The sequence below is a fragment of the Micromonospora sp. NBC_00858 genome (genome assembly GCF_045207365.1).
GTDB lineage: Bacteria > Actinomycetota > Actinomycetes > Mycobacteriales > Micromonosporaceae > Micromonospora.
Genome location: NZ_CP108828.1, coordinates 2,153,443 through 2,179,857 on the forward strand (window position 1 = coordinate 2,153,443; position 26,415 = coordinate 2,179,857).

Annotated in this window: 23 protein-coding genes and 1 tRNA gene; 17 read left to right on the forward strand and 7 right to left on the reverse strand. The window is 71.4% G+C overall.

Annotated elements, in window-relative coordinates; all coding sequences use genetic code 11:
- The first annotated feature begins 91 nt into the window (after positions 1–91).
- From OG990_RS10130 to OG990_RS10145, 4 genes are read left to right on the forward strand one after another with little or no spacing between them, the layout of a single operon-like run.
- Positions 92–679, forward strand: coding sequence for a TMEM165/GDT1 family protein (locus tag OG990_RS10130; RefSeq protein ID WP_328426614.1), 588 nt, complete (start codon positions 92–94; stop codon positions 677–679).
- A 42-nt stretch (positions 680–721) separates the two neighbouring features.
- Positions 722–1,084 (forward strand): DUF1622 domain-containing protein, encoded by a 363-nt coding sequence (locus OG990_RS10135; RefSeq protein ID WP_328416508.1) that lies wholly within the window; start codon positions 722–724, stop codon positions 1,082–1,084.
- On the forward strand, positions 1,081–1,413 hold the full coding sequence (locus OG990_RS10140; protein ID WP_406080057.1) for a hypothetical protein: 333 nt from the start codon (positions 1,081–1,083) through the stop codon (positions 1,411–1,413). Before OG990_RS10135 ends, OG990_RS10140 begins: the two co-directional genes overlap by 4 nt.
- Entirely contained in the window at positions 1,410–1,607 is a 198-nt protein-coding gene (locus OG990_RS10145; RefSeq protein WP_328416511.1) for a hypothetical protein, read from the forward strand. Before OG990_RS10140 ends, OG990_RS10145 begins: the two co-directional genes overlap by 4 nt.
- A gap of 23 nt (positions 1,608–1,630) precedes the next feature.
- Here the strand turns inward: OG990_RS10145 and nhaA are convergent, their stop codons facing one another.
- Positions 1,631–3,001: a Na+/H+ antiporter NhaA gene (nhaA, locus tag OG990_RS10150; protein ID WP_406080058.1), complete on the reverse strand. Its 1,371-nt coding sequence runs from the start codon at positions 2,999–3,001 to the stop codon at positions 1,631–1,633.
- A gap of 337 nt (positions 3,002–3,338) precedes the next feature.
- Between nhaA and OG990_RS10155 the strand changes: the two genes are divergently transcribed.
- Positions 3,339–4,799 carry a polysaccharide biosynthesis tyrosine autokinase gene (locus OG990_RS10155; RefSeq protein WP_406080059.1) on the forward strand — a complete coding sequence of 487 codons (1,461 nt, stop codon included), beginning with the start codon at positions 3,339–3,341 and terminating at the stop codon, positions 4,797–4,799.
- On the opposite strand, the gene OG990_RS10160 is transcribed toward OG990_RS10155, so the two are convergent.
- Positions 4,780–5,334: a low molecular weight phosphatase family protein gene (locus tag OG990_RS10160; protein ID WP_406080061.1), complete on the reverse strand. Its 555-nt coding sequence runs from the start codon at positions 5,332–5,334 to the stop codon at positions 4,780–4,782. The genes OG990_RS10155 and OG990_RS10160 overlap by 20 nt on opposite strands.
- Before the next feature lie 168 nt (positions 5,335–5,502).
- On the opposite strand from OG990_RS10160, the gene OG990_RS10165 reads away from it, so the two are divergent.
- From OG990_RS10165 to OG990_RS10180, 4 genes are all read left to right on the forward strand, one after another.
- On the forward strand, positions 5,503–6,750 hold the full coding sequence (locus OG990_RS10165) for a glycosyltransferase family 4 protein (RefSeq protein ID WP_386981841.1): 1,248 nt from the start codon (positions 5,503–5,505) through the stop codon (positions 6,748–6,750).
- Between the two features lie 102 nt (positions 6,751–6,852).
- Entirely contained in the window at positions 6,853–8,640 is a 1,788-nt protein-coding gene (locus OG990_RS10170; RefSeq protein WP_406080063.1) for a DUF4012 domain-containing protein, read from the forward strand.
- A 13-nt stretch (positions 8,641–8,653) separates the two neighbouring features.
- Positions 8,654–9,286: a hypothetical protein gene (locus OG990_RS10175; protein ID WP_406080065.1), complete on the forward strand. Its 633-nt coding sequence runs from the start codon at positions 8,654–8,656 to the stop codon at positions 9,284–9,286.
- 653 nt (positions 9,287–9,939) lie between these two features.
- Positions 9,940–10,524: a hypothetical protein gene (locus OG990_RS10180; RefSeq protein WP_406080066.1), complete on the forward strand. Its 585-nt coding sequence runs from the start codon at positions 9,940–9,942 to the stop codon at positions 10,522–10,524.
- Between the two features lie 113 nt (positions 10,525–10,637).
- Here OG990_RS10180 and OG990_RS10185 read toward each other — a convergent pair whose 3' ends face one another.
- Both OG990_RS10185 and OG990_RS10190 read right to left on the reverse strand, forming a co-directional pair.
- Positions 10,638–12,080, reverse strand: a complete 1,443-nt coding sequence (locus tag OG990_RS10185) for an MFS transporter (protein ID WP_406080068.1) — start codon at positions 12,078–12,080, stop codon at positions 10,638–10,640.
- 85 nt (positions 12,081–12,165) lie between these two features.
- Positions 12,166–12,402: a hypothetical protein gene (locus OG990_RS10190; RefSeq protein ID WP_355611221.1), complete on the reverse strand. Its 237-nt coding sequence runs from the start codon at positions 12,400–12,402 to the stop codon at positions 12,166–12,168.
- 156 nt (positions 12,403–12,558) lie between these two features.
- On the opposite strand from OG990_RS10190, the gene OG990_RS10195 reads away from it, so the two are divergent.
- Positions 12,559–13,713, forward strand: a complete 1,155-nt coding sequence (locus OG990_RS10195; RefSeq protein ID WP_406080070.1) for a geranylgeranyl reductase family protein — start codon at positions 12,559–12,561, stop codon at positions 13,711–13,713.
- Between the two features lie 183 nt (positions 13,714–13,896).
- Positions 13,897–14,076 (forward strand): hypothetical protein, encoded by a 180-nt coding sequence (locus OG990_RS10200; RefSeq protein ID WP_386981820.1) that lies wholly within the window; start codon positions 13,897–13,899, stop codon positions 14,074–14,076.
- A 79-nt stretch (positions 14,077–14,155) separates the two neighbouring features.
- Here OG990_RS10200 and OG990_RS10205 read toward each other — a convergent pair whose 3' ends face one another.
- From OG990_RS10205 to OG990_RS10215, 3 genes are all read right to left on the reverse strand, one after another.
- Positions 14,156–15,946 (reverse strand): bifunctional metallophosphatase/5'-nucleotidase, encoded by a 1,791-nt coding sequence (locus tag OG990_RS10205; RefSeq protein ID WP_406080072.1) that lies wholly within the window; start codon positions 15,944–15,946, stop codon positions 14,156–14,158.
- A 154-nt stretch (positions 15,947–16,100) separates the two neighbouring features.
- Positions 16,101–16,760: a nucleotidyl transferase AbiEii/AbiGii toxin family protein gene (locus tag OG990_RS10210; RefSeq protein WP_406080074.1), complete on the reverse strand. Its 660-nt coding sequence runs from the start codon at positions 16,758–16,760 to the stop codon at positions 16,101–16,103.
- The gene (locus tag OG990_RS10215; protein WP_328426616.1) at positions 16,757–17,098 is read right to left on the reverse strand and encodes a hypothetical protein; all 342 of its coding nucleotides are present in this window, start codon (positions 17,096–17,098) and stop codon (positions 16,757–16,759) included. The genes OG990_RS10210 and OG990_RS10215 overlap by 4 nt, the downstream gene beginning before the upstream one ends.
- Before the next feature lie 1,273 nt (positions 17,099–18,371).
- Between OG990_RS10215 and OG990_RS10220 the strand changes: the two genes are divergently transcribed.
- From OG990_RS10220 to selA, 6 genes are all read left to right on the forward strand, one after another.
- Positions 18,372–18,929, forward strand: a complete 558-nt coding sequence (locus tag OG990_RS10220; RefSeq protein WP_328424600.1) for a hypothetical protein — start codon at positions 18,372–18,374, stop codon at positions 18,927–18,929.
- Positions 18,930–19,348: 419 nt separating this feature from the next.
- On the forward strand, positions 19,349–22,621 hold the full coding sequence (gene fdh / locus OG990_RS10225) for a formate dehydrogenase (protein ID WP_406080075.1): 3,273 nt from the start codon (positions 19,349–19,351) through the stop codon (positions 22,619–22,621).
- Positions 22,569–23,726: a 4Fe-4S dicluster domain-containing protein gene (locus tag OG990_RS10230; RefSeq protein WP_406080076.1), complete on the forward strand. Its 1,158-nt coding sequence runs from the start codon at positions 22,569–22,571 to the stop codon at positions 23,724–23,726. Before fdh ends, OG990_RS10230 begins: the two co-directional genes overlap by 53 nt.
- Positions 23,723–24,979: an NrfD/PsrC family molybdoenzyme membrane anchor subunit gene (gene nrfD, locus OG990_RS10235; protein ID WP_406080078.1), complete on the forward strand. Its 1,257-nt coding sequence runs from the start codon at positions 23,723–23,725 to the stop codon at positions 24,977–24,979. The genes OG990_RS10230 and nrfD overlap by 4 nt, the downstream gene beginning before the upstream one ends.
- A gap of 13 nt (positions 24,980–24,992) precedes the next feature.
- Positions 24,993–25,088, forward strand: a tRNA-Sec gene (locus OG990_RS10240).
- A gap of 22 nt (positions 25,089–25,110) precedes the next feature.
- A complete protein-coding gene (gene selA, locus OG990_RS10245) occupies positions 25,111–26,415 on the forward strand; it encodes an L-seryl-tRNA(Sec) selenium transferase (protein ID WP_328416541.1) in 1,305 nt (434 codons plus the stop codon).

Below are 26,415 nucleotides of genomic sequence, written 5' to 3' on the forward strand. Positions count from 1 at the left end.
CTCCGGGGCGGGCGAGACCTTCGACTCAGGCTGTCGTGGCCGGGTCGAGGGCGCCTCTTTTCCTCCTCCCGGCGTGAACGGGAAGGACGTCATGGAGGGTTTCTTCGCCGCGCTGGTGATCAGCTTCGGTGTCATCTTCGTCGCCGAGCTGGGGGACAAGAGCCAGCTGATGGCGCTGACCTTCGCCACCCGCTTCCGGACGATGCCGGTGCTGATCGGCATCACCATCGCCACGGCGGTGGTGCACCTGGCATCGGTCGCCATCGGCACAGGGCTCGGCGCTGTGCTGCCCACCGACTGGATCTCCCTGGTGGCCGGCCTGGCGTTCCTCGGCTTCGGCGCGTGGACGCTGCGCGGGGACAAGCTCACCGACGAGGAGAAGCGCAAGGCCGAGAAGACCAACAAGACCGCGATCGTCGCGGTGTCGGTGGCGTTCTTCCTGGCCGAGCTGGGTGACAAGACGATGCTCGCCACGATCACCCTGGCCACCCAGTACGGCTGGTTCGGCACCTGGCTCGGCTCCACCGTCGGCATGGTGGCCGCGGACGCTCTGGCCATCCTGGTCGGCCGGCTGCTCGGCCGCCGGCTGCCGGAGAAGGCCATCAAGTACGGCGCCGCGGTGCTCTTCGCCATTTCCGGCCTCTGGTTGATCCTGGAGGCGGTGAGCGAGCTGACCTAAGCGCCGCCGACTACCCGCCTCGTTGGCGGGTAACGGCTCCGGGTGGAACCGGCGGAACTGCTGCGCCACGGCGATGCGGTGCTGGTCGCCGTGGTGGAGGTCGCCGGTGCCGTAGTGATCTTCGTCGGTGCGGTCTGGGCGGCGGTGCGGTTCGTGGTCGAGGGGCTGCGACACCGCACCGCCGCTGTCTTCACCCCGATCCGGCTCACCCTGGGCCGGTTCCTGACCCTCGGTCTGGAGTTCCAGCTGGCGGCCGACGTGCTGCGGACCGCAGTGTCCCCGTCGTTCGACCAGATCGGCCAGCTGGCCGCGATCGCCACGATCCGGACGGCGCTGAACTACTTCCTGGGCCGGGAGATCCGTCAGGAGCAGCGTCAGGTGGCCGAGGCTGAGCACCGGACATGATCGGCGTGCTGGTCACGGCAGTCACCGCGCTGGCCCTCGTCGCCGGTGTGGTCACCGTGCTGAGCACCGGCGCTGGCCGGGCCGCCATCCGGGTGCTGTTGGACCTGCTGACCGCGGCCGGCGTGCTCCGGCTCGCGGGCGGGCCCGGCTGGACCGACCTGGCCGGCGCGGCGGCGATCATCGCGCTGCGCCAGCTGCTCTGGGCGGCGCTGGGCGCCGCGCCACCGTGGTCGCGTCGACAATCCGGACCGCCCCTCGCCGGGGACGATCACCACCTACCGTTGGCGGTACGAGGCGAAACCGGTGCACGCGGGAGGACGACCACATGAGCAGGCACGACGAACCGAACGAGTACGGCTTCGCCGGCGGTGCCACCGCTCCCGAGCCGCAGCCCGGCGGCAAGCCCGACGAGCAGGATCAGGCCGAGGAGGTGGCGGTGCCCGGCGACGACCTCACCGAACCGGCGGCCGAGGCGCTGTCCGAGGAGACCGAGGAGCGCCGGCCCGTCGAACGCGGCCGCTGACTGGCCGGCGGGGCCGGTCCCGGTCAGCCGTCGCCCTTCCGCTGGTAGACGTCGGGCACGCCGTCGCCGTCGGCGTCCAGCCGCTCGCGCTCCGCCACCCGGCGGTACGCGGCGTTGCGGCGGGCCAGCACCGTGGCGGCCAGTCCGGCGGAGATCACCGAACCGGCCAGCACGGCGGCCTTGACCCGGTCGTCGGCCGTGCTGCCGACGCCGAACGCCAGGTCGCCGATGAGGAGCGACACGGTGAACCCGACGCCGGCCAGCAGGGCGATCCCGAGCAGATCGGACCAGGTGATGTCCTCGTCCAGTTCAGCGCGGGTGAACCGGGCCAGCAGGTAGGTCGACCCGAAGATGCCGATGCTCTTGCCGAGCACCAGGCCGGCGACGATGGCGATCACCACCGGGTCGGTCACCAGGGCGCCCAGGTCGGTGCCGCGCAGGGTGACCCCGGCGGCGAACAGGGCGAAGATCGGCACCGCGAAGCCGGCCGACACGGGTCGCCAGCGGTGCTCCAGGTGCGCGGCGAGTCCACCGGTATCCCCGTTGGCCGGCGGGCGGCCGTCGGTCTGGGCGGCACCCGCCCGACGACGGGTGGCCAGCACCGGCACCGTGAAGCCGAGCAGGACGCCGGCCACCGTGGCGTGCACGCCGGAGGCGTGCACCAGGGCCCAGGCGGCGACCGCGAGTGGGATCAGCGCCCACCACCAACTACGCCCGCGCTGTACCAGCAGCGCGAAGAGTCCGATCGGCGCCAGCGCGGCCACCAGCGGTACGGGATGGAAGTCGGCGGTGTAGAACACCGCGATGATGGTGATCGCGAACAGGTCGTCGACCACGGCGAGGGTGAGAAGGAAGGCACGCAGGCCCTGGGGCAGGTGTGAGCTGACCACCGCGAGCACGGCCAGCGCGAAGGCGATGTCGGTGGCGGTCGGGATCGCCCAGCCGCGCAGACCTTCCCCGCCCGCCGTCAGGACGACCGCTACGTAGATCAGCGCGGGCACCAGCATCCCGCCGAGGGCGGCCACCACCGGCAGCGCGGCACGCCGCGGGTCACGCAGTTCACCGGCGACGAACTCCCGCTTGAGCTCCAGACCCACCACGAAGAAGAAGATGGCCAGCAGCCCGTCCGCGGCCCAGGTGGCCAGGTCCAGGTCGAGATGCCAGCGCGCGCCGCCGGGCCAGGGCTGCCACTGGCCGAGCCGGGTGTACGAGTCGGCCCAGGGGGAGTTCGCCCAGGTCAGCGCCAGTACGGCGCCGAGTAGCAACAGGGCGCCACCGACGGTCTCGGTGCGCAGCACGTCGGCCAGGTGCCGGGCCTCGGGCCACGACGATCGCGAGAAGAGCCGGGCCGCCGCCGGCCGCGACCGGTTGGGGGGCGGGGTGCGGTCGGTCATCTGTGGGGCTCACCTCGGGCTGTCGGGACGGCAGGAATCCACTCGCCGACCAGACTTCCCGGCACACCGTTGCCGACCCTATCCGTGCTCGCCGGTCACGGCGAACGCAGGGGCGATGGAACGCCGCCCGATCGGCCGCCGACTTTTCCCCGATGTCACCGCTGCCGATTGGACGTTTGTCGGGTTGGTCATTCGGGCGCACTCGTCGCCGCTGAAAACACATAACTCCGGACATAAGCCGTATGAGCCGGTTTAATGGTTTCACGAGTTTGCAGACGACCTTGGGGGTTTTCGTGAAGTTCTTTGGCGTAACCGGACCGGCACGGAGGCGCACCTGATGGACCTGCTCCGCCAATTGCGTCACGTGCGTCGGCACTGGTGGGTCGCGCTGCTCACGGTCATGGTGGCCCTGGGCGTGTCGGCGTTCCTGACCGTACGGGCCCAACCCCGGTACGTCGCCTCGGTGACCTTCTTCGTCACCACCCCCAACCAGGGCGTCACCGACGCCTACCAGGGTGGGCTCTTCCTTCAGCAGCGCGTCAAGTCGTACGCCGACCTGCTCAGCAGCGACCGCCTGGCGCAGAGCGTGGTGGCGGAGAACCCGGTCGGGCTCACCGCGGACGAGGTGCAGCGCAGGGTCAGCACCTCCACCGAGGCCGGCACCGTACTGCTGCGCGCGTCGGTCACCGACACCGACCAGACCCGTGCGCTGCGGGTGACGGAGACCCTCGCCAACAAGTTCGTCGAGCTCGTCCAGAAGGTCGAGACACCGCCCGAGGGCAAGGCGCCGATCAAGATCGAGGTGGTCAGCGGCCCCCGGGTCAGCGCCAGCCCCGTCTCGCCGCAGCCGGTGCAGAACCTCACTCTCGGCGGCCTGATCGGCCTGGTGCTCGGCGTCGGACTGGCGATCCTGCGGGGTGTGGCCGACGTCCGGCTGCGCGACGCCGCCGGTCTGCAGCGGGCCACCGGCAGCCCGCTGCTCGGTGAGATCCCGTTCGAGAGCAACGCCCGCTCCGCACCACTGATCATCGGCGACGCCGCAACCTCGGCGCGCGCCGAGGCCGTCCGCAAGCTACGCACCAACCTGCGCTTCGTGGACGTGCACGAGCCGGCCCGGGTCATCGCCGTGACCAGCGCGTTGCAGGGCGAGGGCAAGACCACGCTCTCCTGCAACCTGGCCATCGCGCTGGCCGAGGCGGGCTGGCGGGTGCTGCTGGTCGACGCGGACCTGCGTCGTCCCAAGGTCGACGAGTACCTGGGCATGGACGCCGGGGTCGGTCTCACCGACGTGCTGGTCGGCGACGTCCAGGTGGGCGACGTCGTGCAGCGCTGGGGGGACAAGTCGCTGCTGGTGCTGCCGAGCGGCTCCGCCCCGCCGAACCCGAGCGAACTGCTCGGCTCCAAGGCGATGGCGGACCTGTTGTTGGCGCTGCGCGAGTCGGCGGACATCGTGATCATCGACACCGCGCCGCTGCTCGCGGTGACCGACGGTGTGGTGGTGGCCGTGCAGGCCGACGGTGCCCTCCTGGTCACCCAGCAGGGCCGCACCTCGCGGACCCAGGTGGCCGCAGCGGCCCGCTCGCTGCACTCGGTCTCGGTCCGGCTGCTCGGCTGTGTGCTGAACATGGCCAAGGTGGCCAAGGCCGAGGCGTACCAGTACGAGGCCTACCGGGTGGTCGCCTCCACGGCGACGCCGTCGGTACCGACCGACCGGGCCACGTCCGCCCGGCACGCCGAGAACACCGGGGTCAACGGCGTCACCGACCGCACCCAGGAACTCACCCGGTTGCCCCGATGAGCGCGGCGAGGGGTCGCAGCGAACGTTCGATCTCCTCGGCGCAGCGTCGGAAGTCGGCGGCGGTGCCGCCGATCGGGTCCCGTAGGTCGTCCGCGTCCGGGGCGGCGGGTTGCAGCCGCCCCCGGGCGTGGGCGGCGGCGGCGATCGCGGCCCGTAGCGGGTCGTCGGCCGGCTCGGTGGGCGGCTCGGCCGCCGCGGCCAGCCGGCCGAACTGCCGCAGGGTGAACGTCCGGTGCAGCGCGGCCGGCGCCAGCGCGGTGCAGACCGAGCGCTGGCGCCGGGTCGCGGTCAGCACCAGCGTCGCGTCGGCCAGGTACTCGGGGCGCAGCCCCCGGGTGCGGAAATCCGCCGGGTCCGCGCCGCTCTCGGCCGCGACCTCCATGGCGTACGGGTGCATGGCCAACCCGTCCCTCGCGTCGGTGCCGGCGCTGGCCACGATGACCGGCCGATCGGCGAGCAGCCGGCGGGCCAGGTACTCGGCCATCGGCGATCGGCACAGGTTGGCGTGGCAGACGAACAGCACGCGGTCGGCCATCGGTACCCCTCTCGTCGGTGCGGACGCGGACGGCCACACCGCGAGGGCGGTGCGTCGACGCCGGTGGCCGCGCAGGGAGGGGTTGTCGGCATCGTACGCGGGCCGGGTGCCCGCCGGTCGTGGTGCCGCGCCGACGGACGCCGATCCGCAGCGGATGGCGGTGGCCCGGTGAAGATCGGCATCCTGTCGTACCACTTTCCGCCCGAGCCGGCGTTCATCCCCGGCAGCCTCGCCGAGGAGTTGGCCGCACGCGGGCACGAGGTTCGGGTGCTCACCGGATTCCCGGACTACCCCGGCGGCCACGTCTATCCCGGCTGGCGGCAGCGCTGGCACCACCAGACGCACAGTGAGCGGCTGACTGTCCGGCGGGTGCCCCGGTACTCCGGCCGCCCCGGGGCCGCCGGCGTCCGGATGGCCAGCTACCTGTCCTTCGCCGGCAGCGCGACGCTGGCCGCGCGCCGGTACCTGGGCGACGTGGACGCGCTCTACGTCTTCCAACTGCCGGCCACCACGTTCGCCGCCGCCGGCGTGCTCCGGCTGCTCCGGCGGGTGCCAGCGGTGCTGCACGTGCAGGATGTCTGGGCGCGCGACGGCGCTGACGAGGCGGGCGACGGGCGCTGGGCGGCGCGGATGAGTACGGCGATGACCCGGATCTACCGGTCCGCCGCACGGGTTGCCGTCGCGGCGCCGTCGATGCGGGACCTGGTGGTCGCCGCTGGCGCTGACCCGGCCCGCGTCCGGCTGGTGCTGAACTGGACCGACGAGCGGATCTTCCACCCGGCGACGCCGGGCGCGGCGGCCCGCCAGTTGGTTCGCCGCGACGGTCGGTGCGTGGTGATGCACGCCGGCACCATCGGTGCCCGGCAGGGGCTGGACACGGCGGTACGGGCCGCCGCGGCGCTGGACCGGACGATGGAACTGGTCCTGGTCGGCTCGGGCGCGGACGAGCGGCGGGTGCGGGGGCTCGCCGCCGAGTTGGGCGCGGAGAACGTCCGCTTCATGGAGCGGCGGTCCCCGGTCGACATGCCCGAGCTGTACGCCGCCGCCGACTACCAGCTGGTCATGCTGCGCGACCTGCCAGAGCTGCGCGGCATGGTGCCCGGCAAGTTGCAGGCCGCGCTCTCCTGCGCCGCACCGGTGGTGGCCTCGGCCGGTGGGGACACCGCCGAGCTGGTCGAGCGGGCCCGGGCCGGGCTGTCCTGCCCGCCGGAGGACTGGGCCGCGCTGGCCGACCGGTTCTGGTTGGCCGCCACCATCCCCCCGCCGGCGCGTGCCGAGATGGGACGCCGAGGTCGGGAGGCGTACCTGCGGGAGATGTCGTTGCCGGCCGGGGTGGACCGGATCGAGCGGCTGCTGCACGAGGCAGCGGGTCGGGTCCCTGAGCCCGTCGCCGATCCGCGAGGCAACCTCGCGTAACGGACGATAAACGCCATAACGGTACGAGCTTCGCTGACGCGTGCTAAGAACGTCAGGGGATATCGGACCTTCTGTCCGGTTCCGGGCAGACGGGAGTGTGGTGTGACGGAGGAGAGCGAACGACCGCGCCGGCGGCGAAGCCGGTCACGGCGCCGCCGGCGAGCCCGACTGCGCCGCGCCCTCCTTGGCGCCCTGGTGGTCGGCTCGCTGCTGCTGGCGACCGGCGGGTGGATCGGCTTCCGCGGCTGGCAGGCGCGGGCCCACCTGCTCAACGCCGCCGGCCTGGCCCGGGAGTTGAGCGCCCAGGTGGTCGGCGGGGACACCGACCGCGCCCTGCGGACCCTCGCCGCCCTCCAGGAGCAGTCCGGCGCGGCCCGGGCCGCAACCGCTGACCCGGGCTGGCGACTCGCTCGGCGTACCCCGATCGCCGGCGATGACGTCGACGCCGTCCGGCGGATCGCCGTGGCCATCGACGAGCTGGCCCGACAGGCGTTCCCGACGCTGCTGCGGACGGACCTGACCAGCCTGGTGCCCACCGGGGGTCGGCTGGACCTGGCCCGGCTCACCGCGGTCTCCGGCGAGCTGTCCCGGGTGGACGACGCGGTGCAGCGCACCCGCGGCGACCTGGCCGCGGTGCCCGCCGACCGGCTGGTCAACCAGATCCGGCAGGCGCTGACCGACCTGCGTGGCGAGATCGACCGACTGGCCAGTCTCACCTCGGCCGCCGACCAGGGCGCCCGGCTGCTGCCGCCGCTGCTCGGCGCGAACGGCCCGCGACGGTACCTGCTGGTCTCGCAGAACCCGGCCGAGCTCCGCGCCACCGGCGGCATGTTCGGGGCGTACGCGATGATCGAGGCCGACAAGGGCCAGGTCCGGATGGGCAAGCAGGGCAGCAGCGCTTCCCTGGGCCAGTTCAACCCGCCCCTGAAGCTGCCCGCCGAGACCCGGGCCCTCTGGACCGACCTGCCCGGCATGTATCCCGCCGACGTCAATCTGACCCCGCACTTCCCGACCGCCGCCACGCTCTACCGGGAGATGTTCCGCCGCAAGACCGGCACCACGGTCGACGGTGTGCTCGCCGTCGACCCGGTGGTGCTGTCCTACCTGCTCAAGGCGACCGGCCCGGTGCTGGTGCCCGGTGGCGTCCCGCTGGCCAGCGAGAAGGTCGTGCAGACCCTGCTCAACGAGACCTACCAGCGATTGGACGTCCGGCAGCAGGACGCGTTCTTCGCGGCGTCCTCCGCCGCGGTGTTTGATGCGTTCTTTAGGAAGAATGTCAACCCAAAGATGTTGTTGTCCGCATTCGACCGTGCTATCACGGAACGCCGGATATTGTTCTGGAGTGCCCGACCGGAGGAACAACGGACAATCGGCGACAGCCGGATGGCCGGGACGCTTCCGGAACAGGACACCGTGCCGACGGTCGGCGTGTTCCTCAACGACGGCAGCGGCGCGAAGCTCGGCTACTACCTGCGGCCGACGGCGAACCTGACGGTGGGCGAATGCCAGCCTGACGGCCGCCGCGAGCTCCGGCTGCGGGTGACTCTGCGCTCGACGGCGCCGAAGTCCGGACTCAGTGAGTCGGTCCTCGGCCTCGGCATGGCGGGGGATCCGTACACCATGCGCACGCTGGTGTCGATCTTCAGCCCAGCGGGCGGGAGTGTGCTCGACGCTCGGCTCGACGGCACGGAGATCGCAATGGGCAGCGGTACCGAACGGCGCCGCCAGGTCGCCACGGCCAACGTCGAGGCGAGCCCCGGCGCCGAACGCACGTTGGAGGTCACCCTGTTGACCGCCAAGACCGGCGTCGGACAGGCCGAGCTGTGGCTGACCCCCACCGCCAGCCCTTGGACCACCCAAGTTCATTCCGCAGCAAGCTGTGACCCGTAGGAGGGAACCAATCATGCGGCTATCCCGCATCATCATGGCGCTCATGGTCGGCTTGGCCGTGGTGGCCGTGCCGACCGCGGCGGGGGCGGCACAGCCGCAGCCGCAGCCGCAGCCGACGACGACGGACACGCCTCAACCGCCGCCGTACGTGCCCGCGCCCCCGTCGCTGACCGTCAACCGGCCGACGATCTTCCTGGGCGAGACGGTCGTGCTGACCGGCACCGGCTTCGGTCGGACCGAGACCGTCGAGATCGTCGTGACGGTCACGCCGCTGGCCGCCCCGGCAGCCGGCCAGGCGCCGGCCCGCCGCAGCGACGGCAGCACCGTGGCCATGGCTCCGGTGGCGTACCAGGCGAGCGCGCCGCTGAGCTTCACGGCGTACACCAATGGCCAGGGCCGGTTCACCAAGAGCTACAAGCCGTCCGTGACGGGCCTGCTGACCTTCACCGCCACCGGCCGGGAGTCCGACCGGTCCGCCAGCACCGAGCTGCGGGTGCTGCACAAGAAGCAGCCGCTGCCCGTCACGGGTGACAGCATCGGCACGCCCATGAAGCTCGGCGGTGGCCTTGTCGGCGCCGGCGCGGTCATGCTGCTGCTGACGCTGGCCTGGCGTCGCCGCCAGCGCTTCGGCGGGGCCGCGCACTGATCGGCACCGTGACCGGGCAGTGCCCGGATCTCACCTCAGGCTGGCGCCCGTCGGAGCACTCCGACGGGCGCCAGCCCTTCTGCACCCTGGTGTTCGTGCGCGCGGCGCTCGTTCGACGGCCCCGGTTGTCGACCCTGGCCCGGACCGCGCCGTTGGGCTGATCGACTCGGTGTCGGCGACGTTGCGGTGTGATGGCGTCGGGATGCCCCAATGTCGGGGATACCGAGTCGATCACCGCCACCGCCCGGTCTGACGCCGTGACGCCCGGGTGGTATATCCGGTATAGGGATTCTGTGTCCTGTGACCGGCCGCACCCGTGCGGTGGAATGGGGGCCGGCCCGGGGTCGTTACATACCCTGACGATCGCAGCACCACGGCCCGGCGCCCCGACTCAACGGGTTGGAATGCCAGGCCAAGCCCGGTCGTTACAGATCCCCGAACGACCGCACCAGCACCCCCTCGACAGGGTGCCGACGGACGGGCCAACCCGGAATGACCCCGGCCCGGCGGTCGTTACACATGGACCCGGCGCCACGAGCCCCCCGCCCATGGGCCGCCGAAAGACTTGTTGTTGATAGCGCCGGACGAGGTGCTCGCACCCGCATGCCGACCCCCATCGGCTGGGTGTCTACCCCCGTGAAGGAGCTACCCCCATGAACACGATCATGCGTAAGAGCGTGCTGTCCGTTGCTGGTCTGGCCTTCGCCGGTGGCATCTTCGCCGGCCCGATCGCCCACGTCGCCAACCCCGTCGACGGCAAGCCCGTCGCCGTTGCGGTGCAGGCCGACAAGCCCGATGCGAGCAAGCTGATCCCGCACGGTGTGCAGGGCGAGCAGTCGCGCATCGATTTGAACGACGAGCAGACCGCCAATGCCAAGGCGATCATCGCGGCCACGAAGAAGGCTGGTCTGCCGGAGCGGGCCGCGGTCATCTCGATCGCGACGAGTCTGCAGGAGTCGAAGCTGGAGAACCTCGGCCACCTCGGCGACATGAACGACCACGACTCGCTGGGCCTGTTCCAGCAGCGGCCGAGCTCGGGTTGGGGTACGCCGGAGCAGATCACCGACCCTGAGTACTCGACCACCGCGTTCCTCAAGGGCCTGAAGCAGGTCGACGGGTGGCAGGACATGCCGCTGACCGACGCCGCGCAGACCGTGCAGGTGTCGGCCTACCCGGACGCCTACGCCCAGTGGGAGCAGCAGGCCGCGGACTTCGTCGGCGAGCACTGGAACAGCTGACCCACCGCACAACCCCGTGACACCGACCTGGCCGGCACCCCGAATCTGGGGTGCCGGCCAGCGGCATGTTCACGCCCAGACGTGTCGTCGCTGGCGGCGTACCCCTGGGGTTGTCAGTTCCTGGTGTGGTTGCGAGTGCGCAGGATGTCGATCAGCGCGGCGATCAGCGCGAGCCCGATGATCCCGGCGGCCAGCATGAGTGACTGTTCGAAGGCCATGGTCCAGTTGCCTCGGCTGTCGGCCAGCTCGGAGAAGAACATCGAGCCGACGGCGGCGATGCCGGCCGCAGCACCGATCCGCTGACCGGTCTGGAGCATGCCGGCGCCGCTGCCCGCCTGGTGTACCGGCACCTGGGCGAGGGTGAGCGTCTGGTTGGGGGCGATCACCAGCCCGCTGCCGAGGCCGGCAACGAGCAGCGGGCCGGCGGTGACCCACGGCGCTGGGGCGTCCGGCGCGAGGCGCAGCGCGACGACCGTTCCCGCCAACCCGATCACCACGGCGAGCAGCCCGATGGCGACCAGTGGCCGGCCAAAACGGTTGACGATCCGTCCGCCCAACACGGAGGCCGCGGCTGAGCCCAGGGCGAACGGCGTGATGGCCAGGCCGGCGACGAGCGCGCTGTAGCCGAGGCCGTTCTGCAGGAACAGGGTGAAGATGAAGAAGATCGCGGTGAAGCCACCGAAGTAGACCAGCGCGATGAGCGACCCCAGGGTGTACGACTGGAAGTTGAACAGCCGCAGGTCGAACAGCGGCTCGCGGTGCCGCGCATACCACCGCTCCCAGAGCCCGAAGGCGACCAGCACAGCGAGACCGGCCGGAATGAGTGCCCACTTCCACGGGGTGCGCCACTGCTGCTCCTGGACCAGCGGCAGCAGGATCAGCACCACGCCCACGCCGAGCAGCAGCACGCCGATCGGGTCGAGCCGGCGCCGGTCCGGTTGCCCTTCGGGGCGGCCGGGCAGCAGCCGCCAGCCGAGGATCGCCGCCACGATGCCTACCGGCACGTTGACGAAGAAGACCCACCGCCACCCGTGTTCCTCGCCGCCGATGGCGATGAGCAGTCCGCCGATCAGCGGGCCGACGGCGGTGGAGATACCGATCGTGGCGCCGAGCAGCCCGAACGGGCGGGCCCGTTCCGGCCCCCGGAACAGCTGCTGGATCAGCCCGATCACCTGGGGGTTCACCACGCCGGCGGCGGCGCCCTGGAGCAGTCGGGCGAGGACCAGCCACGTCGGGGAGGTGGCCAGGCCGGCGAGTGCGCTGGTGACGGTGAACAGCACGATGCCGAAGACGAATGCGTTGCGCCGGCCACGGGCGTCACCGAAGCGGCCGGCCGGCACCAGCGCCAGCCCGAAGGTGAGCGCGTACCCCGACAGGACCCACTGCAGGTCGCTCGGGGAGGCGTGCAGCGCGCGGTCGATGGACGGCACCGCGACGTTGACGATGCTCACGTCGAGCAGCGTCATGAATGCGGCGACCAGCCCGACGCCGACGGCCTGCCAGCGTCGCCGGTTCTCCGCCGCGTCGAGGGGCTGCGGCGTCTGGGCCGCACTCATCGGGCTCCCCGTTGACCGTCGATCATGCATTGCTGACCGCTACCCCGGTCGGCGGGGGACGAATCGTCGCGGGTGGTTCCTCGGGTCACGCCATCTGGCGGGCGCAGAACCGTGGACCGAAGTCGAGGCCCGCCATCGGCGAATCCTCGCGGTGCAGCAGGCCCTTCTCGGTGAGCAGATGCAGCGTGGTCTGCAGCTGCTCATCGGTCAGCCCGGACTCCTCGGCGATCAGGTCCGGGTACGGTACCTGCCCGCGCGCCTCGAGGGCGGTGACCGCCTGGTACACCCGTTGCTCGATCTCCGACAGTTGCACCTGCGGCATGATCTCCTCCTTCGCTCGTCCGCCTCTGCGCAGACGGTTGCGCCGCGTCGGATACCCCCTGCGTGACCGAAGATGCCCACCCGATCGGGCGGTCGGCGCGGTCCTCGAACGGTGCCGTGGCGGGGTCGGCGGGCGGGGGTGCCATAGGCTGCATCCGTGATCGTCTGGGATCTCGTCGTCGTCGGCGCCGGCCCCGCCGGGCTCTCCGCGGCACACACCGCCGCCCGCGCCGGCGTCCGCACCCTGGTTGTCGAGCGGGCCGCGCACCCGCGGTACAAGACCTGCGGCGGTGGCCTGATCGGCACCTCGCTGGCAGCCGTGCGGGACCGGATCGAGGTGCCCGCGCACGACCGGGTGGACCGGGTGACGTTCACCCGCGACGGCCGCCGGGAGTTCACCCGCCGCAACGACAGCCCGGTGGTGACGATGGTGCGCCGCGAGGAGTTCGACGACCGGCTCCGCGCGGCGGCGGTCGCCGCAGGCGCGCAGATGCGTGAGCGGGTCGCGGTCCGCGCCATCGAACAGGACCCAGAGGGGGTACGCCTGCGGCTGGCCGACGGTACGACGCTCGCTGCCCGCGCGGTGATCGGCGCGGACGGCTCCTCGGGAGTGACCGCTCGGCACGTGGGGGTCCAGTACCAGCAGGTGGACCTGGGGTTGGAACTGGAGGTGCCGGTGCCGCCCGCCGAGCAGGAGCGCTGGCGGGGGCGACTGCTGCTGGACTGGGGTGCGATGCCGGGCTCCTACGCGTGGGTCTTTCCCAAGGGCGACCGGTTGACCGTCGGCGTGATCGCTGGCCGGGGCGCGGGGGAGGGGACCCGCGACTACCTGCGGCGGTTCGTCGACCGGTTGGGCCTGACCGACCTGCCGGCGGAGCACGACTCCGGTCACCTGACCCGCTGCCGCAGCGAGGATTCGCCGTTGCGGCACGGCCGGGTGCTGGTCGTGGGGGACGCGGCCGGGCTGCTGGAGCCGTGGAGCCGGGAGGGCATCAGCTACGCGCTGCGCTCCGGCGAGCTGGCCGGCGCGGCGGTCGCCGACGGTGACCTGGCCGGGTACGAGCGGGCGGTGGCCGAGCGTCTGGTGCCGTCGATGCGGGCGGGGTACCGGCTGCTCGACCTGTTCACCCGTCGCCCGGAGATGTTCCACGCCCTGTTGGCGACCCCGCCGGGGTGGCGGATGTTCGTCCAGTTCTGTCAGGGCCGGGCGAGCTTCGACGAGATGCTGGGACGTCGGCCGATCCGGGCGGCGCTCGCGGTGCTGGATCGGCTGCCCGGCCCTCGCCGGCCGCGCGCTCCGGCCAGCCCGTGACCTGACGACGTTGACCTGCCGACCCGCGCCGACCTGCCCGCCCTTGCCATTAATCCAGGATCCTAGGATGCCCTAGGCGGTGTGACCGCCCGTACCCGAATGGCGCGCAGATCGCGCCGACCGGACTGGTGGTGGAAAGCGCTCCGAACGCTGGACAATGACGGGGGAGCAGAGGGGGTGCTGATGGCCGAGCAGCCGTTCACCGATGACGAGTACGCGTTCCTGCGCCACGTACGGTTCGGGGAGCTCCCGCCGGCCGTCCGCCCCGACGAGCGGGTGGAGCTGACCGAGAGCGATTCGCGCAGTGACCAGCCCGATCCGTTCGACGACATGGTCCACTGGAACCTGCGCCACGCCGGCTGAGAACGCGAAAACGGGCCGCGAGTGTCACCACCCGCGGCCCGCTGCAATCAGTACCGGTCCGCAAACCGGTACTCCTCGATCAGAAGACCGGCACGCCCTCGCGTACCAGCCGCCAGTTGGGCTGGAAGAAGTCGGCCGGGTCGATCGTCCCCCTGGCCTGCGCCCAGTCGATGAGCAGCTGGCGGATCTCCTGCTGCGCGTTGTAGACCTGGGTCTTCACGATGCCGGGGAAGTTGCCGCCGCCGCTGCGCCGGTAGTTGTTCACCGCCACCACGAACTGCGCGTTGTCCGCGACCGGGGTGTCGGTGCCGGGCAGCACCAGTCGGGTGATCCGCTGGCCCACCGGCTTGGAGATGTCGATGTCGTAGTCCAGGCCGGAGATTACGTCGTAGTTGTAGTCCGGCACCGTCGAGTCGCTGATCTGCTCCAGGTCGACCGGTGCACCCGGCGCGAGGGTGCGGAAGTACTTCGCCGAATACTCCAGGTACGCGCGCACCTCGGCGCCGCTGAGCACGACCGCCTCAAGGGTGTTGTCGAAGACGTACAACCCGGCGACGTCGCGGATCTTCACGTCACCGGCAGGGAAGACCGCCGTGCGGCTGAACGGCGAGGCCTGTGACAGCACCGGGAGGCTGGCGTACGGCGTGCCCGCCAGCGCGGTGGTGACCGTCTCGGCCTGAACGTGGTTGATGAAGTCCAGGATCGGGGTGTCCTTGTACCGCGACTCCACCGTGGACATCCCGACCGTGGCCTGTGCCACGACCTGGTTGACGTACGCCACCGTCTTCTGGTGCTGGCCCCGCACGGCGGCGAGCACCTTCGGGTCCTCCACCACCGTGTTGGTGTTCAACATGGTGGCGGCCTTCTTGGTGATCGTCCACCGGCCGCGCTCACGCGCGAGGGTGAAGTCCATCCGCGTGAGCCGCTGGCCCCACTTCGACGGCTCGGAGAGCAGCACCTGCGCGCCGGTCCGCTCGTTGGTGACGAACTTCTCCACGACCTCGTTGTGGGCGTGACCGAAGAGGATCGCGTCGATCCCCGGCACCTGCTGAGCGATCAGCGCGGTGGGGTTCTCGTTCGGCAACTCCGGGCCGTAGCTGGAGGTGCCGCTGTCGCCGCCATGCGCGGAGATCAGCACGATGTCCGCTCCCCGGGCCCGCATGATCGGTACGTACTTCGCCGCGGTGGCGATCATGTCGTCGAACCGCAGCCTGCCCTCGACGTTGCCCTTGTCCCAGATGGCGCTGCCGGGGTTGGTCAGCCCCAGGATGCCGACCCGGAGCGTCGGCGCGGCGAAACCGAGGGAGACCTTCTTGATGACGTACGGCAGGAAGGCCGGCTTGCCGGTCTTCGCGTTGACCGCGTTGGCGGCCAGCGCCGGGAAGCCGAGCTGGCGGATCCACAGGTCCAGCAGCGGCAGGCCGTAGTTGAACTCGTGGTTGCCCAGGGTCACCGCGTCGTAGTCGATGATGTTCATCGCCCGGGCCATCGGGTGCTTCTCCCCGGTGGTCGTGATCGGCTCCTGCTTGGCGTAGTACGTGGCGAGCGGCGTGCCCTGGATGGTGTCGCCGGCGTCCAGCACCAGCGTCGCCTTGCCGCGCCGCTCCCGGCGGATCTGATTGATGAGGGTGGCCAGCTTCGCCACGCCGATGTCGTTCTGCCGGCTGTCGTCGTACTCGGCGTCGCGGTAGTAGTCCCAGTTGTAGACGTTGCCGTGGGTGTCCGACGTGCCCAGGAGGGTGAGGTCCCAGGTACGTGACCGGGCCGGGCCGGCCGCCTGCGCAGGCGCGGCGGCGATCAGCGGGGCGGTCGCCGCCGCGGCCGCGGCGGCGAGCACCTGGCGACGCGACGGGCCGGAGGGAGAGGTCATGACATGCCTTTCCATGGGGGTGGACGCGCCTCGTGGGCGCCTCGCGCACCATAACCAGCAGCCGTCACTCCCGCCACGCCAGCCCCGCCGGTTTCCACCCGTCTCGGCAGCCATCGTGGGTAGGCGGGCCGAATCCAGGCCACGGTCGACCCGGTCAGCGTGGCCAGGCGCCGAGGCGCTGCCGGACTTGGGCGACGTCGGTGGGGCCCAGGCCGTAGCGCCCGAAACGCGCGTCGGGCAGCCGGTCCAGGTAACGCCCCGCGGCCCGCACGTCCGCCGGATCCAACGCCGGGTCGACCTGCCGGGCCAACTCCAGCAGCTCGGTCACGTCGTAATGCTCCAGGGCCGCCGCCACGTCGATGAAGTCACGAACCTCCCGCCGGTTGACCAGCGCCGCGATCTTGTTGGCCACCAGGTCGCGGACGTCCATCACCGGGCCGAGGTCCATCACCACCGGGCTTTGCTGCCGGTCGAGCCGGGCCAGGCTGAGCCGGATCTGCCGCCCGTCCCGGCTCACCACGAAGTCCTTCATGTCCCGGTCGTACCCGTCGAACAGTTCGCCCAGATCACTGTCCGGGTCGGCGTCAGTGACGATGAACCCGGCTCGCTCCAGCGCCACGCGTACCCCCGCAGAGGCCGCCGCCGCGGCACCTTCCACGTCGGCGAAGAGGTCCACGTCCTCGGTGGGACGGGCGACCAGGCCGTGCGCGGCCCAGGCCACGCCGCCGCCCAGCACAAATCGGTACGGCCCGGCCGCGGCCAGCGCCACCCGGGCTACCTCCCGGTAGAACTCGTGCAGGTGCGGGGAGATCACGCCGCCCGCAGGCCGCGGTGCCGGCTCTCCCACGCCTGGCGTACGCCCCGGGGCAGGTTGAGCAGCCGCCACACCCGCCGCAGCGTCCGCCCATTGATCAGGACGCGCAGGTCTTCGGCGCGGGTGGTCTCCCGCAGCACGTTCTCGTACATCCAGAGAAGCTGGTCGGGGTCGCCGAGGTCGAAGGTGCGCTCGGCGTTCCACATCAGCCGTACCGGCAGCTCCACCACGCCCCGGGTGGGGCCGTGCAGCTCAGCGAGCGTCCGCGCCACCACGGCAGGGCGACCCGGGCGGGCCAGGAAGGCCACGCCGGTCGCGGTGGGGGAGACGGCCTGCATGGTGTCAGGGTAACGCCCGCTGATGCTGGTGTCGCTCACGCCGTTCCCGCCTTCGTCTCTGTTGACGCTGTTGAGTGCGGTATGGCGCGGTTCGGGCGGGCGTCCGGGTCGATGGCCCGCCGTGCCGTTCCGTGGGTGGGGCGGGGTCCCTTCCGTGTCTGTCCCGGTCGCTGGGCGGCCCCAGCCCCAGCCCAACCCTCGTCTTCCGGTCGGTCGCTGTTGTTGGCGTGATACCTGTGAGGCATAAATATGCCTGTGAGGTATCACGGGTGTTGTCGACCCCGGGCCGGGTCGCGAGGTTTCGGGGTGATCGACTCGGTGTCGGCGATGTCGCGGTATCCCGGCGCGGTGTTGCCCCCATGTCGGCGATCTGGAGTTGACCACCGCCAAGCACCCGTCTCGGGTGGTGGTTCTCTCTGGCGTCCTGATGGCCACGATCCCTCTGTGGCGCTCGGTGTCCGCTTACCAGCATCGGGTCCGCGCCGTGGTGCGCTACCTGGGCACCTGACGAGCCCGCCTGCCGGTGCGGCGTGAGGTGATCGACTCGGTGTCGGCGATGTCGCGGTATCCCGCCGCGGTGATGCCCCCATGTCGGCGATCTGGAGTTGACCATGGCCAGCCGGCCCGGGCTGGCGCCGGGGGCGGTGGTCGAGCGCGCGTCGAATGTCCGGCTGACGGCGGGAGCGGTGGCCGATCGCGTCGAATGTCCGGCTGACGCCGGGAGCGGGGCGGTCCGGGTGTGAATGTCCCGGCTGACGCCGGGAGCGGTGGGCGGTCCGGGCGTCGAATGTCCGTTATCGGGGGTCTCTGGGGTGTGACTGGCTGCACCCGTCGGCCGGAATGGGGGCCGGCCCGGGGTCGTTACATACCCTGACGATCGCAGTACCACGGCCCGCCGCCCCAACCCCCGGGGTTGGAATGCCAGGCCAAGCCCGGTCGTTACAGATCCCCGAACGACCGCACCCAGCATCCCGCTCCACCAGGGTGCCGACGGATGGGCCAGGCCGGATGACCTCGGCCCGCCGGTCGTTGCAGATCCCCTGAACGACCGCCCCCGCGCCCCGCTCGACAGGGTGCCGGCGGATGGGCCAGCCCGGAATGATGTCGGCCCCGCGGTCGTTACACACAGACCCGGCGCCACGAGCCCCCCGCTTGTAGGCCGCCGAAAAGACTTTCCCCCTTGTTGTTTGTTAGCGCCGGACGAGGTGCTCGCACCCGTGATGCCGATCCCCCGGTCGGTTTGGGTGTTTACCCCCGTGAAGGAGCTACCCCCATGAACACGATCATGCGTAAGAGTGTGCTGTCCGTTGCTGGTCTGGCCTTCGCCGGTGGTGTGTTCGCCGGTCCGATCGCCGCGCACGCCGCCACCCCCGTCGACACCAAGCCCGCCGCCGTGGCCGTGCAGTCGGTCTCGCCGCAGGGTGAGCAGTCCCGCATCGACCTGAACGGTGAGCAGACCGCCAACGTGAAGGCGATCATCGCGGCGACGAAGAAGGCTGGTCTGCCGGAGCGGGCCGCGGTCATCTCGATCGCGACGAGCCTGCAGGAGTCGAAGCTGGAGAACCTCGGCCACCTCGGCGACATGAACGACCACGACTCGCTGGGCCTGTTCCAGCAGCGGCCGAGCTCGGGTTGGGGTACGCCGGAGCAGATCACCGATCCTGAGTACTCGACCACCGCGTTCCTCAAGGGTTTGAAGCAGGTTGACGGGTGGCAGGACATGCCGCTGACCGACGCCGCGCAGACCGTGCAGGTGTCGGCCTACCCGGACGCCTACGCCCAGTGGGAGAAGCAGGCCACCGACCTGGTCGGCCAGTACTGGAACAGCTGACCCACACCAGCATCACCGCATGAACCGACCGCTGGCCGGCACCCCCAACCCGGGGTGCCGGCCAGCGGCATCTCCACGCCGAGACCTTGGACACGTGTGAACGGAAACTGTCCAAGATCTCGGCGTGGCTGGTCGGGTGTCGCCCAGGGGAACATCGCCGGCCGGAGGCTGGTTGTGGTCAGTGTCGGTGTGACTCAGTGTCCCCGGGCCTCACCTATATTGCCTTCGCGGAACACCGTTCGGCTGGAGCCGCGTCGTGCCACTCGCCGAGAGGCGACCTGCACACCGACACCAACGCCGCCCCCGGCCCACCAGCCGGGGGCGGCGCTGTCTGTTCAGCCGGTGTCCACTCGGTTCGCGAACATGTCTCGGTTGACCTATGTTCATGAGGTCGCTCGCGTGGGAGGGGGTGTCGGGGGATGGGTTTGCGGACCTTCATCGAGGGTTGGCCGGTCTATCGGCAGCTCACCGGCACCGACCCGTTGGGCCGGGGCGCTGCGGCGCAGTCCGCCCGCTCAGCGGAGTTGACCGCCCGCACCGAGGATGCCGACAGCGTGGCCCGCTCGGTCTGCCCGTACTGCGCGGTGGGCTGCGGTCAGCGGGTGTTCGTCAAGGACGGGCAGGTCAGTCAGATCGAGGGCGACCCGGACAGTCCGATCTCGCGGGGTCGGCTCTGTCCGAAGGGCGCGGCCAGCAAGAGCCTGGTGACCAGTCCGTTGCGGCAGACGACCATCCGCTACCGCCGGCCGTACTCGACGCAGTGGGAAGATCTGGAACTCGACACCGCGCTCGACATGATCGCCGACCGGATCCTCGCCGCCCGCGAGCAGACCTGGGAGGACGTCGACAGCGAGGGCCGGCCGCTCAACCGGACGCTGGGTATCTCCAGTCTGGGTGGGGCGACGCTGGACAACGAAGAGAACTACCTCATCAAGAAGTTGTTCACCGCGATGGGGGCGCTCCAGATCGAGAACCAGGCCCGTATTTGACACTCCGCCACTGTCCCCGGTCTGGGGGCCAGCTTCGGTCGTGGCGGTGCGACGGACTTTCAGCAGGACATCGCCAACGCTGACGTGATCGTCATCCAGGGTTCGAACATGGCTGAGGCACATCCGGTGGGTTTCCAGTGGGTGATGGAGGCCAAGCGCCGTGGCGCCAAGGTCTTCCACGTCGATCCGCGGTTCACCCGGACCAGCGCGGTCGCCGACAGCTACCTGCCGATCCGGGCGGGCACCGACATCGCCCTGCTGGGTGGGGTGGTGCGCTACATCCTGGACAACGAACTCGACTTCCGCGAGTACGTGCTCTCGTACACGAACGCGGCGACGATCGTCAGCGAGCAGTTCACCGACACCGAGGACGGCGACGGGTTCTTTTCCGGCTTCGACCCCGAGACCGGCACCTACGTGCAGGACAGTTGGCAGTACGAGGGGCACGAGGGCTCCTCCGGCAGCGGGCACACCGCCCAGGAGCGGGATAGTGCCTCGGGGCTGGCGCACGAGTCGCACGGCGCACCGGTTGGCGGCCAGACCCTGCGGGACGAGACGTTGAAGCATCCGCGGTGCGTGTACCAGATCCTCAAGCGGCACTTCGCCCGCTACACGCCGGAGATGGTGGAACGCGTCTGCGGCATTCCGCAGGAGAAGTTCCTGGAACTGGCGCAGGCCTGGACGGCGAATTCCGGCCGGGAACGTACCGGGATGCTGATCTACTCGGTGGGTTGGACGCAGCACAGCGTGGGCGTGCAGTACATCCGCACCGGCGCGATCATCCAACTGCTACTCGGCAACATGGGCCGCCCCGGTGGTGGGGTCATGGCGCTGCGGGGGCATGCCAGCATCCAGGGCTCCACGGACATTCCGACGCTGTTCAACCTGCTCCCCGGCTACCTGCCGATGCCACACCACGCCGACCACCCGACGTTTGACAAATGGGTCGACAGCATCCGCCACCCCGGGCAGAAGGGCTTCTGGGGTAACGCCGGGTCGTTCGCCGCCAGCCTGCTCAAGGCGTACTGGGGCGATGCGGCGACGCCAGAGAATGACTACTGCTACGGCTATCTGCCCCGGTTGACCGGCGACCACGGGACGTACCAGCAGGTGCTGAACATGATCGATGGGAAGATCAAGGGGTACTTCCTGCTTGGGCAGAACCCGGCCGTCGGCTCGGCGCACGGCCGGGCCCAGCGCCTCGGCATGGCCAACCTCGACTGGCTCGTGGTTCGCGACCTGTTCATGATCGAGAGCGCCACGTTCTGGCAGAACGGCCCCGAGGTGGCCACCGGCGAGATCGTCCCTGAGGAGTGCCGTACGGAGGTGTTCTTCCTGCCCGCCGCCTCGCACGTGGAGAAGGAGGGCACCTTCACCCAGACCCAACGGCTGCTGCAGTGGCGCGAGAAGGCCGTCGAACCCCCGGGCGACGCCCGCTCCGAGCTGTGGTTCTTCTACCACCTCGGCCGCAAGCTGCGGGAGAAGCTGGCCGGCTCGGACCTGCCCCGCGACCGGGCGCTGCTCGACCTCACCTGGGACTACCCCACGCACGGCCCGCACGCGGAGCCGAGCGCCGAGGCCGTGCTGCGGGAAATCAACGGGTACGACGTGGCGACCGGCAGTCCGCTGTCCAGTTTCGGCGAGGCTCGCGCGGACGGCTCCACCGCGATCGGCTGCTGGATCTACACCGGGGTGTACGCCGACGGCGTGAACCAGGCCGCCCGCCGGAAGTCCCGGCACGAGCAGGACTGGGTCGCTGCGGAGTGGGGTTGGGCCTGGCCGGCGAACCGGCGGATCCTCTACAACCGTGCCTCCGCCGACCCGGACGGCAAACCGTGGAGTGAGCGTAAGAAGTACGTCTGGTGGGACCCGGAGAAGGCTGAGTGGACCGGCTACGACGTGCCGGACTTCGAGAAGACCAAACCGCCGTCGTACCGGCCGCCGCCCGGCGCGTCGGGCACGGAGGGCATCGCCGGCGACGACCCGTTCATCATGCAGGGCGATGGAAAGGGCTGGCTGTACGCGCCCAGCGGAGTCCTGGACGGGCCGATGCCCACCCATTACGAGCCGGTCGAGTCACCGGTGCGCAACCCGCTCTACCGCCAGCAGGCCAACCCGACCCGCAAGATGTACGCGCACCCGATCAACTCGGTGAACCCGAGCCCGCCGGAGGCGCACAGCCAGGTGTTCCCGTACGTGTTCACGGTCAGCCGGCTCACCGAACACCACACCGCCGGCGCGATGAGCCGTACGGTTCGCCCGCTGGCCGAGCTGCAGCCGGAGATGTTCGTCGAGGTCTCCCCGCAGCTGGCCGCCGAGGCCAATCTGGCGCATCTCGGCTGGGCACATCTGGTCAGCGCCCGCGCGGTGATCGAGGCGAAGGTGCTGGTGACCGACCGGCTCACCCCGCTACGCGTGGACGGCCAGGTCATCCATCAGGTCTGGTTGCCGTACCACTTCGGCTTCGAGGGCCTGGTGACCGGCGACTCGGCCAACGACCTGTTCGGCATCAGCCTCGACCCCAACGTCCTGATCCAGGAGAGCAAGGTCGGCACCTGCGACGTCCGACCCGGCCGCCGTCCCACCGGGCCAGCGCTGCTCGACCTGGTGGCCGACTACCAGCGGCGGGCCGGAATCGCCCCGGGTCGACATGCCCCGGCGGTCACCACCGACAGCGACGGGGAGGGGCACGGTGGTTCCTGACCCGAACAGCCTGTACGGGCCGCTGGATCCGGCACCGGATGCCGGTTGGTCGTCGGCGCCGCCGCGGATGGGTTTCTTCACCGACACCAGCGTCTGCATCGGCTGCAAGGCCTGTGAGGTGGCCTGCAAGGAGTGGAACGACGTCCCCGGCTCCGGCCTGGACCTGCTCGGCATGTCCTACGACAACACGGGCGCGTTGACCGCGAACTCGTGGCGGCACGTCGCGTTCATCGAACAGTCCCGCCCGGCCGGACATCGCGCCCCGCCGTCCGCCGGGACGCCGGCCAGCGCGGCGTCGGCGGCCGTCGCAGGCGGCACCACCGATCTGAACGGCACGAACCCGGGAGTGCCGCCCGAGTCACCGTCGGCCGCCGCGCGGATGGCCGCCGGCGGACCGAACGACGTGCTCGGCGACCCGGTAGGCCCCGGGCCGGTCGTCGGTGGCCCCGGGCCGGTCGGGGGTGGCGCCGGGCCGGAGTTCCTCGGGATGCCGGGTGCGCAGCCGCCGGGTCGGGGCACCGGCGCGGAGGGGCGCAGCGATTTCCGCTGGTTGATGATGTCGGACGTGTGTAAGCACTGCACGCACGCGGCCTGCCTGGATGTCTGTCCAACGGGTTCGTTGTTCCGGACGGAGTTCGGGACGGTGGTGGTGCAGGAGGACATCTGTAACGGCTGTGGTTACTGCATCTCGGCGTGCCCCTACGGTGTGATTGATCAGCGTAAGGATGATGGTCGGGCGTGGAAGTGCACGTTGTGCTACGACCGGCTGGGTGCGGGGATGACTCCGGCGTGTGCGCAGGCGTGTCCGACGGAGTCGATCCAGTACGGGGCGTTGGATGAGTTGCGGGAGCGGGCTGCCGCGCGGGTCGAGACGTTGCACGAGCGGGGGGTGTCCGAGGCGCGGTTGTACGGGCATGATCCGAACGATGGTGTTGGTGGTGACGGGGCGTTCTTCCTGTTGCTGGATGAGCCAGAGGTGTATGGGCTGCCGCCGGATCCGGTGGTGACCACCCGGGACCTGCCGGCCATGTGGAAGCGCGCCGGCCTGGCGGCGCTCGCCATGGCGGCGGCAACCGTCGCCGCGTTCGTCGGAGGTTCCTCGTGAGTCAAGACCGTCCCCCGGTGGGTGACCTGTTCCGTCGCTTCCGCGACCGGCTCGCCGCCGAGGGCGCCGAAGGCCCCGACCGGCTCGGCCGCCCCACCCGGCCGGAGACGAACGGCCACGGCGCCACGCCGAGCGACAGCCCAGCGGCAACCGCGAGCCGTGGAACGGCCGGCACCGAGGCCCAGGCCGACCTGACCCCGCAGCCGCCGCGGACCGCCGAACCCGCCGGCCGGCGGACTGGCCGGCGGGGCGGTCGTCGCGGTGGTGGCGAGGAACTGCGGGTGCCAGAGGCCGAGTTCACCTCGTACTACGGCCGGCCCGTCCTGAAGCCGCCGGTCTGGAAGTGGGACATCGCGGCGTACCTGTTCACCGGCGGGCTGGCCGCCGGCTCGTCGCTGCTCGCCGCGGGCGGGCAGCTCACCGGCCGACCGGCACTGCGCCGGGCCGGTCGGGTCACCGCGCTGGCCGCCGTCAGCGCCAGCGCCGTCTTCCTGGTCAAGGACCTGGGCAGGCCGGCGCGGTTCCACCACATGCTTCGGGTGGCCAAGCTGACCTCACCGATGTCGGTGGGCACCTGGATCCTCACCGCCTTCGGGCCGGCCGCCGGGGTCGCCGCGATCGCCGAGGCCGCCGACTGGCTGCCCCGGCACGGGCTGCTCGGGCTGGCCCGTCGAGCGCTGCCGCCGGTCGGGCACGCTGCCGGGCTGCTCGCCGCCGGCACCGCGCCCGCGTTGGCCACGTACACCGGGGTGCTGCTCGCTGACACGGCGGTGCCGTCCTGGCACGAGGCGTACCCGGAGCTGCCGGTCATCTTCGCGGGCAGCGCGTTGGCCAGCGGCGCCGGCGTGGGTCTGCTCGCCGCGCCGCCGGCCCAGGCCGGGCCGGCCCGGCGGATGGCAGTGGCCGGCGCGGCCCTGGAACTGTTCGGCGCGCACCGGGTGGAGACCCGCCTCGGCCTGCTCAGCGAGCCCTACCGGCTGGGCCTGCCCGGTCGGCTGCTGCGCACCGGTCGGCTGTTGACCTCGGTCGGGGTGGCCGGCGCGCTGCTCGGCCGGCGCAGTCGGGTGGTTGGCGTGCTGTCCGGCACCGCGCTGCTGGCCGCGTCGGTCGCCACCCGGTTCGGCATCTTCCACGGCGGCGTCGCCTCCGCCCGCGATCCGCGGTATACCGTGGTGCCGCAACGCGAGCGGGTCAATGCTCGCCGGAATGGCATGGATCTTCCACCTGGCCCGGCGGCCCCGCCTGTGTTGTGATCGAATGTCCGGTGGAGGCGTTCAGGCGGCTGGTGCCCCTCCCGGTCTTCAAAACCGGAGTGGTCCGGGACCCGGGCCAGGCGGGTTCGATTCCCGTCCGTCTCCGCCAACGCGCGGCAGGAGTTGACGTGATGGGCGAGGGGCCGGTGGACCCGCGACGCCGGGTGCCCCGCACCGACACGCTCCTCGCCGACCCGCGGCTGACCGCGGCCATCGCGAGCCTCGGGCGGGACCGCGTCAAGTCGGTCGTCGCCCAGACGCAGGAGCGGGCCCGTCGCGGCGAGATCGGCCCCGACGAGGTCCGTGACGCCGCCGTCGCCGCGCTGCCCGCACCCGGCCCCCGCGCGGTGCTCAACGCCACCGGCGTCGTGCTGCACACCAACCTGGGTCGGGCGCCGCTGTCGCCCACCGCGGTCGCCGCGGTCGTGGCCGCCGCCGGGCACACCGATGTGGAGCTGGACCTGACCACCGGGCGGCGGGCCCGCCGCGGCCGCGACGCGATCGACGCGCTGGCCGCCGCCGTGCCCGACGCGGGCGCCGTGCACGTGGTCAACAACGGCGCCGCCGCGCTCGTGCTGGCCGCCACCGCGTTGGCCGCCGGCCGGGAGATCGTGGTCAGCCGGGGCGAGCTGGTCGAGATCGGCGACGGCTTCCGCCTGCCCGACCTCCTGGAGAGCACCGGCGCCCGGCTGCGGGAGGTGGGCACCACCAACCGCACGACGCTCGCCGACTACGCCGCCGCAGTCGGCCCGAACACCGGCTTCGTGCTCAAGGTGCACCCGTCGAACTTCCAGGTCACCGGCTTCACCTCGGCCACACCGGTCCGGCAGTTGGCCACCATCGGCGTGCCGGTGGTCGCCGACATCGGCTCCGGCCTGCTCACCCCGGATCCGCTGCTGCCCGACGAACCGGACGCGGCGAGCAGCCTGCGCGCCGGCGCCGCGCTGGTCACCGCCAGCGGCGACAAGCTCCTCGGCGGCCCGCAGGCGGGGCTGCTGCTCGGCGACGCCGAGCTGGTCGACCGGCTGCGCCGCCATCCGCTGGCCCGGGCGTTGCGCGTGGACAAACTCACCCTGGCCGCGCTGGCCGCCACCCTGCACCGCCCGGACACCCCGACCCGGACCGCGCTGCACGCCGACCCGGGCGTCCTGCGCCGGCGGGTGGAGCGGCTGCGCGACCTGCTCGGCGCGGACGGTCGCAAGGCGGAGGTGGTGCCGGCGGTCGCCGTGGTCGGCGGCGGCGGGGCCCCCGGCGTGGAGCTGGATTCCTGGGCGCTGAGCCTGCCCGAGCGGTACGCCATGCCGCTGCGCACCGGCGCCCAGCCGGTGCTCGGCCGGGTGGTGCGGGGCCGGCTCCTGCTCGACCTGCGCTGCGTGCCTCCCGACGCCGACGAGGCGGTCCGGGCGGCCGTGCTGCGCGTACCCGGGGACGACTGA